The sequence below is a fragment of the Paenibacillus sp. FA6 genome, from assembly GCF_051550225.1.
Classification (GTDB): domain Bacteria; phylum Bacillota; class Bacilli; order Paenibacillales; family Paenibacillaceae; genus Paenibacillus_AQ.
In genome coordinates, this window is the sequence record NZ_CP188820.1 from 3712246 (window position 1) to 3728900 (window position 16655).

A 16655-nucleotide genomic window follows, 5' to 3' on the forward strand; every position below is an offset into this window, starting at 1 on the left:
ATATATAATATTAGATTCTTTCAAAACGGAAAAACTCACTATGATAATCTCCTGGCTGTGCTCCTACAGGAATACCTGCATACATGAGCGCATCACCGCCAAAGATCTCATCTCCTCCGTGCAGTCGATAATCAGCATCAAGATCCAAGCCCTTCAATTTCAATCGATTCAGAGGCGCGTTCGCTTCTGATAAGACTCGGAAGTAGAATATAGCCGCTTCACTTCCATCTGGCGATACGAACATCCACGCTGTCTCATTTCCCTCGAACGGGCTAAGTAAGCGGTGGAAGTTACCGAATTGGACCAATCCACGAATTTCTTTATACAGTGATATCTGTTGCTTGACGACTTCTTTCTCTTCATCAGTAAACTTCGTTAGATCCAGTTCATAACCGAAATTACCAGACATGGCTACATGACCACGCATCTCTAGTGGTGTCATACGACCAACCTGATGGTTAGGGACATCCGAAATATGGGATCCCATGGAACTGATAGGATATACAAGACTTGTTCCGTATTGGATTCTTAGACGAGCTACGGCATCCGTATTATCGCTTGTCCACGTTTGCGGCATATAATACAGCATTCCTGGATCGAATCGACCTCCGCCTCCTGAGCAGCTCTCAAACAAGATGTCTGGAAAAGATGAAGTGATACGTTCCATTACATCATATAAGCCCAGCATATAACGGTGAGCCGTCTCCTGCTGTCTTTCCGGAGGTAACAACGCAGATCCTATCTCTGTCATATTACGATTCATGTCCCACTTCACGTAAGTTATTGGAGCACTCTCGAGAATTTTACTTATCATTTGTACCATTTCATCTTGAACATCTTGACGTGAGAAGTCGAGTACAAGCTGCTGTCTTGCTTCTGTACGACGACGATCCGGTACATGCAGGCACCAATCCGGATGATTACGATATAAATCGCTATCAGGAGATACCATCTCTGGCTCGAACCAGAGTCCAAAACGCATTCCTTGGTTGGTTACTCTACTTACTAAATCTTCAAGACCATTTGGAAGCTTATTCTTGTCTACAACCCAATCTCCAAGCGATGAGTTATCGCTATCCCGGTGACCGAACCAACCATCATCGAGCACGAATAATTCGATTCCTAGATCCTGACCTGCCTTGGCGATATCCTCAATTTTATCGGCATTAAACTGAAAGTAAGTTGCTTCCCAATTATTCACAAGTATAGGTCGCTCTGCATCACGATACTTACCACGAGCAAGCCGCTCCCGATACAAGTTATGGTACTTACGTGACATTCCACCTAGCCCTTCAGCAGAATATACCATAACGACTTCAGGTGTCTGAAAAGATTGTCCCGATTCTAATGTCCAACCAAACTCAAAAGGATTAATCCCTATTGAAAAACGTGTCGTCCGAAATTGATCCACTTCAGCCTGTGCAACAAAACTACCACTATAAACGAGACTGAAACCGAATACTTCGCCCTGATCTTCATCACTACCTGGCGATAATAACGCTGCAAATGGGTTCTGCTGATGACTACTAGATCCCCTCCGACTTTCCACACTTTGCATACCACTAGCCAATGGACGGCGTACAATATCCCTTTCTCTACTCCACGCACCCGATAATTGTAGCCATTCATAGTCTGCATGAGGAAAATCTACACTGGCACTAAGCGCACGTAGCAATTCCACAGATTCCTTACTCTCATTCACAATAACCATAGAGCGAGTAATGACATCATATTGTTCAAATGCTGTATACTGTAGTTCAATAAGAAGACCTGAAGTCTTATCTTCAAGTTCAACGATTAATGTCTGTGCTTCATGCTCTTCTTCAACGTATGTAGCTGGTAGTCCAGTTAGACCGGGCTTCCCTTGCTCAACACGATGTGTCCGATATCTAAATTCAGTTACCGTTGAACCATTGCTAAGACGGCATTGTAATAATGGGTGCCGGAAGTCGCTACTTCCATACACAGGAAACTCTTGAGGGAGTGTATCGAAAGAAATCGTGCGGTCCTCCGGAACGGGGTTCGGACTAAATGACGCACGTTCCTTCCTAACGAGTAACCAGCTTAAATCTCCTGTACGTAGTTTCTTCCCATAATAAAGATGCGCCAAATGTCCCGAAGTTAATACTTGGAACACATAACTTGTACTCACCGTTTGCAGATGAAATATTTGCTTATCTTGATCAATAAATACGCCCATTGTATCTTGTATCCTCCTCATATGTGAATAGCTGCTAGTATGGTCAAAATAGTTACACCTAACAGATTGTATATATCTGTAACACTTAGCTCAACATTCTATCACTGTCAATAATACTGTAGTATAGAAATGCCATTCTCGCAACAACAAACAAGGCGTGCCTGAGCTACGCCTTGTTTGCTGTTCGTATATTCAACAATCAACGTTCAAAAATCGATTAGACTCAAACTGATGAGCAAAGCTTCGTCTACCTTTTTCATCGTTTCCTCATCAAGATGAGTAATCTTATCCGTTAATCTTTGCTTGTCAATCGTTCGGACTTGTTCTAGCAGAATGACGGAATCCCGATCAAATCCATGGGAGAGCGCATCAATCTCCACATGAGTAGGGAGCTTCGCCTTTTGAATCTGCGCGGTAATCGCTGCTACGATGACCGTAGGACTGAACCGGTTACCGATATCATTCTGAATGATCAAAACAGGCCTCACCCCTCCCTGTTCAGAACCAACAACAGGTGAAAGGTCCGCGAAAAACACATCACCGCGTTTTACAATCAATGTTTACACCCCGCTTACTGCGCGACCCAGAGTGCTGTCTGCATCTTCCTCTGCGTGGAAAGCCTCACAAGCCATAGTCAAGTTAATCTTGGCCATTTCCATGTAACCACGTTGCATAGACTCACGGATGTATCTCTTCTTCCGTTCCATCAAATACAGTTTCATGGCCTGCCTAATGAGTTCACTACGATTGGAATTCTCCAATGCGACGATTCCATCCACTTCTTTCAAGAGATGATCTGGTAAACTGATCATGATCCTCTTCGTGTTCTGCAAATTAGCCACCTTCTCTTCCACCCCCACGACACTTCATCACTTGTGCACCAGTATAGCTTTATTCAAGGGAATTTATACAAAAGAATATATATGCGTATCGTATATCATGTATGCTACATTCCATTATAAACTACAATCCGCATTTATATAAGATCATCTCTCAATCTAAATTTATATGTGAGACGATATCCTAGATTCCTTCACCCCTATAAACAACAACTGGTGGCAAATTTCCCTATCGCAATAAGGGATTGACTACGTGTTGAAGGACTCCACCTAGAACATAATGGCGAGGAACTCTAGCTGCTAGCATACAGATCACTTCATAATGGATGGTACCTATCTTGGAAGCCAACTCATCTGCTGTAATACATTCGCCAGATTGTTGGCCGATGAGCACAACCTCTTCGCCCACTTGGATTTCTTCTGCTTCTTCAGCAAAAGTTTGTAACGATACCATACACTGGTCCATGCAGATTGTTCCGACGATAGGAATCCGGCGTCCGCGTATCAGTACTTCTGCCTTGCCACTCAGCATTCGGGAATATCCATCAGCATAACCGATCGGAAGTGTAGCAATGACTTCATCATCTTCCGTCACGTATTTAGTGCCATAGCTAATTCCCCAATGAGGAGGGAGCTTCTTAACATGTACTATTTGCGTCTTTAGCGTCAGTACTGGGGTTAATGCAATCTTCTGATCATTCACTTCATCTGATGGATAGAGTCCATACAGGCTGATGCCTATACGCACCATATTATAAGATAGTTGTGGCATATCGATCGCAGTCGCACTATTTCCTGTATGTATAATGGGGATTTCATAGCCCCTTTCCCCTAGCTCGTCAGCAACAGATTGAAACCGTCGGTACTGCTCCAGTGTATAACTCTTATCTTCTTCATCTGCCTTCGCGTAATGGGTAAATAACCCTTCAACTTGAATTCCTTGGATTGAGAAAGCCTGTTCTATGAAAGCAATGGCTTCTTCCCCCGGAAGTAGTCCAAGTCGACCCATTCCGGTGTCGATCTTAATGTGTACTCTCAAAGGCTTAGCAACACTTAGCTCAGGTAATTGACTGATAGCATCCAGGGCAACTTGAGAGAAGAGCGTTACCGTAATATCATTCTCCCATGCTACACGAATAGCTTCCGGAGCGATATACCCAAGAATCAGAATGGGAAGAGTAATACCCGCTCTGCGAAGCTCTAAAGCTTCATCAAGGAATGCAACACTTAGGTAATCTACACCCACCTTCTCCAACTCCTTAGCCACTCCCACCGCACCATGTCCATAAGCATTGGCCTTTACACAGGCTAAGATCATCATTTCTTCTGGTAATACCGAGCGGAAAGCTTCATAATTTGTACGTAGATTATCCAAATTAATTTCCGCTGTTGTTGCACGATAGTTCACTTGCAAAACTGTCACCTTCTCTGAAGTTTGAGCAATCATTATTCATGTTCGTATGATCTAATGGTAATGTTCAGAAAGGTCCCTGTCAATTGAAGAAGAAAAGACGAATTCCCTTCATTGTAGAGGGAGAGTTCCCCAACAATAACGAAAATCCGTCTACAAAACTTATTTACCCGTTTTTTCAGCTAAAGACGCTGCAACTTTCATCATTTCAGTAACTGGAAGATTTGCACTCGTAATTCTGAACTCAATGCCATTATCCATCCAAGTTAATGTCTGCTGCTCATCTCCAGTCAGCAGTCCCACAGTAAATCCTAAATCAACGACAGAACCTGGCGTGAGCGACACAGCACGATCAAGCGGACGTGCTTCCATCAATGTGAATTGATACACACCCTCATAACGTAACAAGACTGCATGGTCTTTACTGTCTGCTATCTCATTCGTATCTTTAAGCGTGACACCCTCTGGTACATAGTCTGGATCAATGATACCAAAACTGCCTAATTCCTTCATTGCAGGCTCAAGCTGTGTATCATCTGATAATTCTGTAACAATTTCATTACCAAACTCATCTACTTGAGCAACCGTCTGGACTGAGGACTCACCCATCGTCGTCATATTTCGTTTCATATCGAATGAATCTTTCTCAAACTTCGTATTGAAAGCAAATGTATTAAACTTCACTTCCACAACAACATTGGCTTCGGAATCTGATACTTGTACTTGCTTCGGTGCATAATTATCCTTGTTCAACCAGATCTTTTGCCGCACTAAGGATTTACTATGATAATTCGCTTCAACATCAAAGACATAACTGTCTTTATCATCTATGAATTGTCGCGTGTTATCACTGAGAATACCTCGGACCAGCGTCTGATATAAATATACCTGTCCTTGATTTTCCGGCCAATCACTTTGGAACCTGAAACTTTTGTTCAAGCTTGGCGTAAGTACGAATACTCCATCATCATTACGTAGAACGATTTGCGTAATATCCTTCTGAGCATTCTTCAAGCTAATCCGGTAATACGAAGGATTCTGGTACCATACTTCCACTTCATACTGCTGAGGCTTCTCACCAGTGTACAACGTCATCGTACCTGAACCTTGATAAGAGCCATCCTTACTTTGCAACTTATCTACCACGTTGTTCAAACCTTTGACTACAGCCGCGGCATCTTTCTTTCCACCGCACCCTGCCAACACAACGCTAATACATAACACCATGGCGAGTACCCACGATATACGGCGCATGACTTCATCCCCTTTATCCACATGTATTGAATTGATTAGTACATGTTTATGAGGGACTTGGTCACATTATGCAGACTAGCATGACAAGCAAGTAGAAACGGCTTCGCCATCCTTTTTAAGGACAGCACCCGTTTCAGCGGAAATATAAGAAATAGAGTATCAATTGAAACTTATACTTTCTTATATTTCAAGTAGAAACGGCTTCGCCGTCCTTTTCAAAAAGTTTATGCTTTCGATGCTGGCGATACTTCGTATCACTTTGAGGTACCCGTCTCTGCAGAAATATAGATCCTATATTCATTACATTTATTTGTTCAATAGTACGTAGAGTATTTTCGCAATTTCTGCGCGGGTTACGCTACCTTGTGGATCAAATTCATGATTTCCTTTTCCATTCATCAGTCCGAGTTCATTTACTTGCGATACAGCCTCTTTAGCCCAACCAGACACAAGCCTCATATCAGCAAATGCTGGGAAAGAAGATCCTCCGCTTGATAATTTCATGTAATCTGACATTTTCATCAGTATCATTGCGGCTTCCTCACGACTGATTGTATCTTTCGGACGGAACTTCCCGCCATTCCCTTGGATCAGCCCCAGATTAGCCGCTTGTGCTACGGAGTCTGCATAATAAGCATTAGCAGGCACATCGGAGAACGAACCTTCTGTCGCCTTCTTATCTAGTTCCAGCGCACGTACGACCAGAGTAACAAAATCGGCTCTCATCAAATCTAGTTTCGGACCGTAGTGATTCTCGTCTATACCGTTGATGATGTGCTTCGCCGTGAGCTTACCGATATACTCGTCCGCCCAGCTTCCATTCACATCAGCAAACTGCTTGTGGTACTCCAATACAGCAAATGACGAGAAATGATTCGTCGTAAAAGTTACCGTATTGCTATTAAAAATGCCACCCATATATTCGGGTTTCAAACCATTTAAGTAATACACACCTGCGTAATCGGTATCTATCGTATTCTTTTGTTCTAAAGTCCATGTTCTTTCAACCGTAACTGGACCTGTTAATTCATGTATTTCTGTCTCCGTTTGTCCTTTGAGCTTAACCATACTGAGTGTGTACACCAAATCCGACAACGTATATTCTTTGCTGCTGCCAATAGACTGGCTAATGGCACTCTGTATAGAGGTATTCATGGACGTATCGATCCGTAGTACAAGAAGATCAGCGTCGTTCAAGTGTCCCGGTAATGAAGCCGCAGACAGCGTTACAGTCCATTCAGGTGCAACAATAATGATGGACAAATTATTATCCTTCGCCTTTTGCACGCTTGCTGCGGGTAGATAGACTGCTGGTGCTATAGTTTGAGCGGTCTTGTTATTCAGCGTAATGACAATTCTACCATTCACTGCACTTGTAATAGCTTTATCTAATACAGCCTGATCTGCTTTATAAGTTCCATCTGCAGATACTGTAAGCATGATATCAGATTGAGCAGTTCCTATCGTTGGCGGCACGGGTATAGGTGATACCCCTGCTCCCAGATCAGACGAATCGTTCTCTCCGCCCGAATTACCTCCGCCTTCAGGAATTTCCGGATGCTCTTCATCGCTAGTAGCCCCGGTATAGAAACCCCAGATATCCGACAGCGTACTACCACTGTTCTGATCTTCAACCTTTGTGTACCACTGCTGGTAGCTGTTAGCACTTAGGTTCACCCAGTTTACAGTAGTCTGTGAGCCACTTTGTACATTCGAATTCGAACCGATTAATTCATCGGTATAGACCTTCACACTAATATAATCAGTCGCAACGCGTTTCGTCTTCGGTTGCAGATCTAGATCTAGCGAAAACTCGTCTTTGTTCGGATTGGTAAGTGGATCATAGAAGTTATAGTCGTCCAAATGCGGCGAGTATGTCTTCATATGAAGCTTATTGTTCTTCATATCGAACTGCATCAGACGGATATATCCGAGTCCACCTTCCGCTGCTCCTTGATAATCGGCAAGCATCTGGAATACTTTACGATCAGCTACGCCATCACCGTTATCATCTAGCTCGTCCACTTTTAATTGAGCATCGTGATAATGTCCTGACAATGTAGCAAACACATTCTTATTCGGTTTAACTACTTTTTCAAAAATTTTATCAGCAATGGGTGCCCGATTATTGGATACGAGCATATATTCATGCAGACTGAGAATTGCTTTACGCTCTGGATATTTAGCAACAATCTCATTCATCCAATCGATTTCTTTGTCTCCAAGTCCCCAACCCATATAGACGATAATGAAATCATTTCCGTTGGAGGACACTAGATCATAATGTCCGCGGTTATTCTCGTAGGAACCTGCGAAAGTTGAATTGTTCTTAAAACGTTCTTCACCAAAATACTCCTGAAACTTCGTATAGTCATTATCCTGATGACCCACATCATGATTACCTGCTAGAACGCCGTAAGGAATTTGAGCATCCTCAAGGACCTTCATATTCTTATCAGCTTCTATCCATTGATACTCCTGATAAGACTTATCTACGACGTCACCTGTGTGAATGACATATTTGATATTCATCTTTTCTTTCTGGTCAGCAATCCAACTCACGATATTCTGATAAATCTTTGGATAGCTCTGAGAGTAGTATTGCGTATCCGACATCCATACGAAAGAGAAATCATACTCATCCTGCGTTTCTGGTGTTGGTTTATTCGTAGTTGCTGTGGTAGCAGCTTGTATGGCAATCTCATCCTGAACCATCACTTCAATGATCTGTCCGCTTGCATATTCTCCTGCCTTCACAACGGCTTGTAATTCAAAATCTTCTGTACCCGCAATGACGTGATCAAGCTGTATCCATTTGAGCATTGATGGGCTCCATGCATACAGACTGACTTTGCGACCTTCTAGGGATTTCCCTCTCCAGTTGACTTCTATCCGGTCCGTTCCTTTCACGGATGGGTCTAACTTCACTTCAAAGCGCTGGTATGGAAATTTGTCCACAGAGTCATTTACCAGATATTCCCCATCAACTGCACTAATCTTCTTGTAATCATCTGGGCTAAATGCCTGTTCTCCAGCTGGAATCATTTCCTTCGGTGGTTCAGTCACAGATGCATTGGTGTAACCCGTAAATCCTTCTGCGCGGTTGCCGTCATATTTAAATCCTTTGTAGAACAAAACATCCAATAAATCGTTGGTCGGATCCTGAACCTTCACGGTTAGATTAGCGCTACTACCAACATCGTTTTGTCCATGAGTTGGACTGATTAGCTGAGGTTCAAGTGGATTCTCATCTGGCACAGTAAAATTCACGTTTACTTCCGCGACGTTCCCAACTTTGTCCGTTGCTTCGATATATAATTTATGTGCTCCGCCCGCCAACTTACCGGATGAAGTGGTGAATGGCAGTTCGATGATCTGATCGTCAAGTCTGACTTCAGACGTGTCTACACCTGCATAATTATCATGAATGATTGCATCCAGTGTTATGACACCTCGATATTCTTTCCCTTCTTCAACAGATGGCTTAATCGTCGGTGCGGTATTATCCACGATGACATTGGATATGATCTCGTTCGTTCCACTCGCCACCGTTATCTGATGTGGACCATCTTCAACCGTCGTTGTATTCCATGAATAGGCTTTGGCATTAAGCTGATCCGCCTTTAAGTCGAATTGGAAACCGATAGATTCAGACTTGCCCACCGAATCTCCCATTTTGATCTGCTTGTCCCGCTCAGCATAGGCAACATCCCAAATTTCAGTACCATCCGCAAGCAGTAATCTTACATTTTTAATCTCGAAATCATCCTTATTCTCTTCTGGACGATTATCGAATGGTGATGTCTTGGATCCTGCCCGAACATAAATCACATTATCATTACCAACCTTAAGACGATCGGCACTGATCGGGAAAGAGAGTGTCGTGTAGGAAGTGATCGGATCCATAAATGTATATAGAATGGTCTTATCTTCCTGGTCAGATGGTCCCATCGTTACAGCATTTTTGAAGTAATAATCAACATTGGTCGCATCGAAAACAAAATAAGCATCGTTCTCAAGTTCAGAGTACAAATCCGTCTCTGGAAGAAACTGACCATCAATGCTCAGGCTTAGTGCATTCGCGCCAGGTACCTGTGCTGTCCCTTTAATCGTATGGATACCTTTGATCATATCATTGTCTTTTACATTCAGACGAAGCGGTGACTGGTCTGGTCCACCTGTAATATTTACCTTCATAACGTTCGACTTCGTCTCATTCATCCCATCGGAAACAACGAAGTAATATTCAATGTATGATCTTCCGATTAGATCAGCAGAAGAGACTTTAAAGTGATACATCGTATCATTGAAATCCTCTGACAGGTTATAACTAACAAAGCTGGCCTGTTTGTCAGAACGTACGTAGACTTCTACAGACGTAACTGCACGGTTATCTTTAGCATCCGCCTTTAACTCCAGACTATTTGCTTGGTCAATCTCTTGCACACCTGTAAGATCCTGAATGGTTGGAGGCACATCGTCCTTTTCTACATGAACAGGTACAACCGGGACTTGGGCGTTTGTAACTGAACCTGGTGTAGGAGCCTGCACTCCGGAGTTCATCTTGATCATGACCGTGCTTCCATTGACTGGATAAGCGTATACGAGAGATTTATCTTCCTTCGTATCGTCTTTCGTACCTCCTTCATATGAGGTATCTGCATCATAATACGCAGCTGATATTTCTTTACCGGTATTCGTTTTGATGACGATCGCACGTCTGCCGGAGTTCGCCATTCCATCACTCGGTACTGCGAATAACGTTTGATCTTCAATTAGATTTGTATTATGGAATGTGTTGAAATCATTTGTCGTATATGATGTGTTAACACTGTTCTTAATCCATAATACAACGGATTGTTTGGACGGAATCTCAAAGCTCTCCTTCGTGGTTGGCCATACAACATCGCTGGCTACACCTTTGTCTGGATAGCGATAATAAAGCTTGTAATTCTTGAAATTAAGCGTTTGATCGGTATTGTTGTACACCTCAACAAACTCAAACGCGTCTGACGAAGTCGTAGGAACGTTTGTCGTATTAGGTACAAGTTCCGTAATTAACAACGCTGGTGCTCTGGTCGAGTCGAATGGTGGCATGTTTACTTGAGTAGAATATGCTTTTTCCGTAGTCTGAACTTGGATTCTATAATCAAGACTAGCTTCTGTAAAGACAGATGCTGGAATCGTCGCTGTATAGTCTCCTGTTCCTTTCGGATCTACCATCGTTGCAGATGTATATTTCGTTTGTGTTGGAGTTTTATATAATAAGAGAACAGGAGGCTTCGACCCATCCGGATTCACAACGGGATTCACCACATGGGCTGCGACCTCAAGGTCATTCACATCCACAGATGCAGCTGGTGTATGTGTAATCTCTATTGTATTGCCTTGATCAATAATAACTGGCTTCAATTGCTCAGGGTCCGTCAATCCAGGTGTTGCCGGTTGCTGACCTGAATGACTCATGACTACCATGTTCGTACTTCCAGCGGCTGGATGTTTAAAGAAAATCCCTTGATTTACTTTGACATGCGCTGCCTCATACGCTGCAGTAACAACCGTATTCCCGCTACTGTCTTTTATCACCAAACTTCTAGGGCTACCGTTCGCCATACCTGCTCCACCATTGATGCGGAACAAATCCTTACCTTCAACAAGTGCAGAACCAACATAGTTCTGATTAAAACCATCTGATAATAGCTGATTGTTGCTCCCGTTCATGATCCAGAATACAACTGGGCTATGAGCTGGAATGATCATATCCTTATTATCTACAGGCGTCCATGTATCCTTACCGTTATAGAAAAAGGAATAATCTTTAAAATCCACATCTTGATCTGTATTGTTATAGACTTCAACGAACTCGTAAGCATCCGCTCCTGAAATATTGTTTGTATCTGGAACCATCTCAGTTATCAATAGCGATGGAACCGACGATACAGTCGCTTTTGCTTGATTAGACCGAATAACTATCGAATATGTAGTAGATTGAATAAGCTTAGATTGTTCATCACGCGCTGTGATCGTATATTTCAATTCATTACCAGATATCACTGCACCCGGGATTGTAGCCGTGTAGGTATCTGCCTGCGTTCCTTGCTGCGTTAATGGAATTGAAGTTTCAAATTTACCGTCAATAGAATACTGTATATGACCAATCCACGGCTGTATATCGCCATAAATAACGGCTGTAACCGTTAAATCCTGATGTTCCGGTATGATATTAGCCGGGGAATGCTGGATTTGAAGCTGTTGAAGGCCAACCTCTTGCGTCTTTTGTGCTGGGGTAAATGCTTCATTCTTTATTTCGAAGCTTGTTGGAGCAGGCACCATGATGGGCTTCATTCCGTCTGTTCCTGCGGCAAAACCAGCAGGTGTCCAAGCACTTAACATCATGCTACTTAACATGAGAATGGATACACTACGTCTTACCTTACTTCTTCTGTTCAATGTAACTAACATCTCCCTCTAAATATGTGTTTATATTATACTTACTTCATATTGTAGGGGAGTTATGTTCGGTAAGTATTATGACAGTGTAAATGGATAGTTAACATTGTTAAGTTCTATCCGATGGCAGGTTTCTTTCATAAATAACAACCCCGATCGTATACGAGCATGTTACAATGATATGTATGCAATATTCTATTTGAATCTTATGGGGAGAGCTCATGGAACTCGAAACAAGTTTATTTATACCGTTGAAACCTTCATTTCGCTCACGTATGACAACAAGAATCAAGGCGACATACGCCTTGGATACACCCTTTTGGAGGATATCTCAAAGTGGTGTTTGGGCGTCAGGTTGTTATATGTTTGCTCTAACAGCGCTGAGCATGCCCACTGGATTGGGTACTATGCTCGATATATTTATGATGATTACAGTAGGAACGCTAGGGCTCGTATGTTCAGCGAATCTGATCGCACTTCTTCTTGCGTTGATTGGGCTTCGTATTCCATGTCTATTCACTGGTGGGGTCTTATTTAATTTAATCACTTTTTATTTCATGTTTTGGATTCCAGGTAGTGGCATCATCGTATCTATTGTGATGTCGGTTATCATCACTTTACTAGGAATTCTTCTAGGATGCTGGACAGCACTAGTGACAAGCCAACATATAAGAACTCAAACCAAATGGGTCATGACTTTTCTACTATCTATTGTTCCATTCATCATCATAGGTTCCTACTTTGTAGAGAAGTCAGATATCGTCGGAGTATCGCCTATACCGTATACAGCTATTTCCACAATTCCACTTACCAGTCCAGCTGAGTTAGGTAACTTTGATACCCAACATTTCACTTATGGTAGTGGAACTGACATACACCGTGAAGAGTACGGCGCTTTGGCTGACCTTAAATCATCATCTGTAGATGCCTCCTCATATATTGATAAATGGCCTTGGCTACGCACCTTATCTTGGGGTTTCGACCAAAAGTCACTTCCTTTAAACGGAAGAGTGTGGATGCCGACTGGCAAGGGTCCTTTTCCACTCGTACTGATGGTCCATGGCAATCATTTAATGGAGGATCACTCTGATGATGGGTATGGTTATCTTGGAGAGTTACTTGCTAGTAGGGGATTCATAGCTATATCTGTAGATGAGAATTTTCTAAACTATTCAGTGTGGTCGAAGATACCAGACAATGATATTAAAGTACGTACTTGGTTACTTCTCAAGCATCTCCAGGAGATTCAATCATTCTCGGAACAGCCTGAATCACCCTTTTATGAGCAAGTCGACTTCGATAACATCGCTCTCATCGGCCACTCTCGAGGAGGTCAAGCAGCCGCTATGGCGGCAGATGCGGACCGTTGGTTCCTTTCGGACTCTGATCTCAACAAGGATCTTAAGAACTTCTCCATCAAAGCTGTGATCGCTCTCGCTCCAACCGATGCAAAGGTCGATGGAATGCAAGCAAAGCTACGAAATGTAAGCTATATGGTGCTCCAAGGGGCACGCGATGGAGATCTGAATGATTATTTCGGCGAACGTCAATATGGTCGTGTTAGCTTCGCAACGAATGATGTAGGATTTAAAACCTATCTCCATATCCCTAATGCCAATCACTCCCAGTTCAATACATCATGGGGGGGACTTGATACGAGCTTGCCAAAGGGGTTATTCCTAAACAGAAATGACTTGATGAAAGGTTCCGATCAAAGACAAGTTGCTAAAGTGTATGTATCTGCTTTTTTGGAAACCATTTTGCATGATCGAGAGGAATATACAAGTTTATTTCGTGATTACAGAACAGGGCTACAATGGCTGCCAGACTCCATCTATTTCAATAGATTTGAGGATGGCAAGTTTATCGAGCTTGCTGCATTTGATGAGAATAAGAATAGCTCGACCATTGTAGATGAATTAAAAACGGAAGTAAGCGGTGGACTAAACTGGACTGAAGAGTCTCTAACACCGGAGAATACAGGCATCCTATTGAATTGGAATAATGATGACTCGCAAGAATCTACCTTCTCACTTAGTTGGGATGATGAGGAGGATGGCGTAACAGATTATTTCACAGAAGCAGATGGACTTTCTTTCTCCATAGCCGACCAAACTGTCGATGAACTCGATATTCAGACCGATACGCTACCTATTGCCGAAATCGAAATAGCGTTGGAAACGAGTGATGGTATATCTGTCACCCTTCCGTTATCAGAATTCATGACTATTCAGCCTATGATCGTTCCCCAATTCACGAAAAGTATGTGGCTTGAGAAACATTTCGATAAGGGTAAATACGACACTCCATCTAATGGGATATATCAAACGGTTGAACTACCCTTTGAGGTAGTAGAGAAGATCAACTCTAGCTTCGTACCTGAAAATATAAATAAAATCACACTGAAATTTAGTGAAGGTCCTGGTCAAGCATTATTGGGTGATTTGGGGCTATATCAGAATTGAATAACAAGGGGATATTACATTAGGAGGTGAACTAAGTGGACAACGAAATACTGCGTTATACTTTTGCTTATAAGGTGATCTCTACAGGAAATGAAGAACAAATTAGCGTATTTGCCGATAGTAAAGAGAAGGCTTCCGAGCTTGCCCTAGAAACGGCTTATGATTATGAGTTTACTTCTAAAGAAGACATTGAAATGGGAGAGCTCCTAAGCATCTCTAAAGCGGTTGGTGATAATTACGTTGAATGTGCCGGTTGCGCATCATAACAAAGTGAAACTTATACTTTCTTATATTTTGAAACAAGAGGATACCATCGCGGTATCCTCTTTCTTTTCTACTTATACAATATCTACTCTATCAATGTTTCTAAAAGTGAAATAAGCTATCATTACACCGATCAGAGCTAACATAAATGGAACCGCGATAATCGAGCTAACAGAGAATCCATTCGTGCTCGAATTAATGATTCCAATAATCAACGTTGAAGATACAATCGTTGCAGGAACTGACTTCTTCCTCATTCCAAAATATAAGCAGATTAAGCTCATCCCCGTTGCCGCTAGCCCCTGAACGACTATATTTATCATCTCAGAAGATACCATATCCGCAGTAAATCTACCTTCCACGAAATGAAAGTAATGATTCATGGTGATAAAACTACCCGCTACGAACACATTTGAAATCAAGATGACGATAAACGTCAAACCAGTAATGAGCAGAATCTTAGATAAAATTAGTTTCTTACGTGAGATCGGATAGGTAAATAGAAATGATATGGTTTTGTTCTTATATTCATCTATTATTAATTTTGCAAAAAGTACAGATGAGAAAACAACAAATGTTACTCGTACTAATGTTCCTATGACTAATAGCGCTTCTGACAAGTTAATAAAGGCGGTAGCCCCATCAAGCTCTTCTAGATATGTGATAAGCCACATGAACAGAACCATCAATAGATTCGCAATGACAACCCCTTTAAAGTACCATCCCATTTTATTCTTCTTCATCTCAAGCTTCATCAAGTTAACCAACATTCTCGCCCCCCTCGATTTGAGTTAAGAAGTATTCCTCTAACGTGGCCGTCTTTTTGTTGATGGAATCGATAGCAACATCATTAAGGATTAATGTCTTAGATATATCTGATTGTGCTATGCCATTCTCGTAGATACGAATAATCGAGTTATCCATCACCTTGAAATTCCTAAGTTGAAGCTTACTCTCCAGAATGAAAGCTGCCTTCTTATAATCAGGGGTCTTAAGCTCGACATAGTCGGTATTCTGCCCTTTGATCGTGTCCATCGGTATCTCTTTAATCAGCCTTCCATTCTTAATAATGCCGATCGTATCTGCTATCATCTCAACTTCTCCCAGCAAATGACTTGAGATTAACAACGTCATGCCATACTCTTTACTCAGCATACTGAATATATTCCTCATATCTTTCATTCCACTGGGATCCAGGCCATTGATGGGTTCGTCAAGAATCAATAGTTCCGGTTTCGTAATAATCGCTCTAGCAATACCAAGCCGTTGCTTCATACCTAGAGAGAAATCTCGGACAGATTTATGATTCACGTTAGTTAAATGGACTAATTCCAGTGCTTCTTTAATCGCCTTCTTATTATAGAAACCCATATACGCACAGTGTAGCTCCAGATTCTCAAGTGCCGTCAGTTTGTCATAAAAGATAGGATACTCAATAATGCTACCTATCCGCTTAAGGTACTCGATAGACGATTGCGTTAGGGGTTCTCCGAACATTTCAATCTCACCCCACGTCGGCTTGACCAGATTAAGTAACATCTTCATCACTGTCGTCTTCCCTGACCCGTTAGGACCGAGGAATCCATAAATCTGTCCTTGACTAACGCTCATACTTACATCAGATACGACTTCATTCCCTTGAAATGCTTTGGTTAAATGGCTCGTGCTCACGATAACACTCATTTATTTAGCTCCTTCAAATGTTCTTATCTATAGATTAGAGCATAACCTTTTCTTTTCCCTTTCTTAATTCTTACGAAATTCTTACGAAT

At 42.1% G+C, this 16655-nt stretch carries 10 protein-coding genes; 2 read left to right on the forward strand and 8 right to left on the reverse strand.

All coding sequences use genetic code 11. The annotated features are described in order from the left end of the window. Positions 1 to 10 precede the first annotated feature (10 nt). The 6 genes from ACP8HI_RS17385 to ACP8HI_RS17410 form a co-directional block, all read right to left on the reverse strand. Entirely contained in the window at positions 11 to 2200 is a 2190-nt protein-coding gene (locus tag ACP8HI_RS17385) for an alpha-galactosidase (protein ID WP_438347449.1), read from the reverse strand. Positions 2201 to 2406: 206 nt separating this feature from the next. Further along, complete coding sequence (locus tag ACP8HI_RS17390; protein WP_438347450.1) at positions 2407 to 2757, reverse strand: type II toxin-antitoxin system PemK/MazF family toxin; 351 nt, start codon at positions 2755 to 2757, stop codon at positions 2407 to 2409. Positions 2758 to 2760: 3 nt separating this feature from the next. Continuing rightward, positions 2761 to 3042 carry a CopG family ribbon-helix-helix protein gene (locus ACP8HI_RS17395; protein ID WP_438347451.1) on the reverse strand — a complete coding sequence of 94 codons (282 nt, stop codon included), beginning with the start codon at positions 3040 to 3042 and terminating at the stop codon, positions 2761 to 2763. Positions 3043 to 3268: 226 nt separating this feature from the next. Beyond that, positions 3269 to 4453, reverse strand: coding sequence for an alanine racemase (gene alr / locus ACP8HI_RS17400; RefSeq protein WP_438351878.1), 1185 nt, complete (start codon positions 4451 to 4453; stop codon positions 3269 to 3271). A gap of 159 nt (positions 4454 to 4612) precedes the next feature. Next, positions 4613 to 5704 (reverse strand): LolA family protein, encoded by a 1092-nt coding sequence (locus tag ACP8HI_RS17405; RefSeq protein ID WP_438347452.1) that lies wholly within the window; start codon positions 5702 to 5704, stop codon positions 4613 to 4615. A 306-nt stretch (positions 5705 to 6010) separates the two neighbouring features. Further along, the gene (locus ACP8HI_RS17410; protein ID WP_438347453.1) at positions 6011 to 12154 is read right to left on the reverse strand and encodes an S-layer homology domain-containing protein; all 6144 of its coding nucleotides are present in this window, start codon (positions 12152 to 12154) and stop codon (positions 6011 to 6013) included. A 221-nt stretch (positions 12155 to 12375) separates the two neighbouring features. Here ACP8HI_RS17410 and ACP8HI_RS17415 point away from each other — a divergent pair, with 221 nt between their 5' ends. Together ACP8HI_RS17415 and ACP8HI_RS17420 are read left to right on the forward strand one after the other, a co-directional pair. Then, positions 12376 to 14619 (forward strand): alpha/beta hydrolase family protein, encoded by a 2244-nt coding sequence (locus tag ACP8HI_RS17415; protein ID WP_438347454.1) that lies wholly within the window; start codon positions 12376 to 12378, stop codon positions 14617 to 14619. A 35-nt stretch (positions 14620 to 14654) separates the two neighbouring features. After that, the gene (locus ACP8HI_RS17420) at positions 14655 to 14885 is read left to right on the forward strand and encodes a hypothetical protein (protein WP_438347455.1); all 231 of its coding nucleotides are present in this window, start codon (positions 14655 to 14657) and stop codon (positions 14883 to 14885) included. A gap of 72 nt (positions 14886 to 14957) precedes the next feature. On the opposite strand, the gene ACP8HI_RS17425 is transcribed toward ACP8HI_RS17420, so the two are convergent. Continuing rightward, positions 14958 to 15653: an ABC transporter permease gene (locus tag ACP8HI_RS17425; protein ID WP_438347456.1), complete on the reverse strand. Its 696-nt coding sequence runs from the start codon at positions 15651 to 15653 to the stop codon at positions 14958 to 14960. Continuing rightward, entirely contained in the window at positions 15643 to 16566 is a 924-nt protein-coding gene (locus ACP8HI_RS17430) for an ATP-binding cassette domain-containing protein (protein WP_438347457.1), read from the reverse strand. The genes ACP8HI_RS17425 and ACP8HI_RS17430 overlap by 11 nt, the downstream gene beginning before the upstream one ends. Positions 16567 to 16655 lie beyond the last annotated feature (89 nt).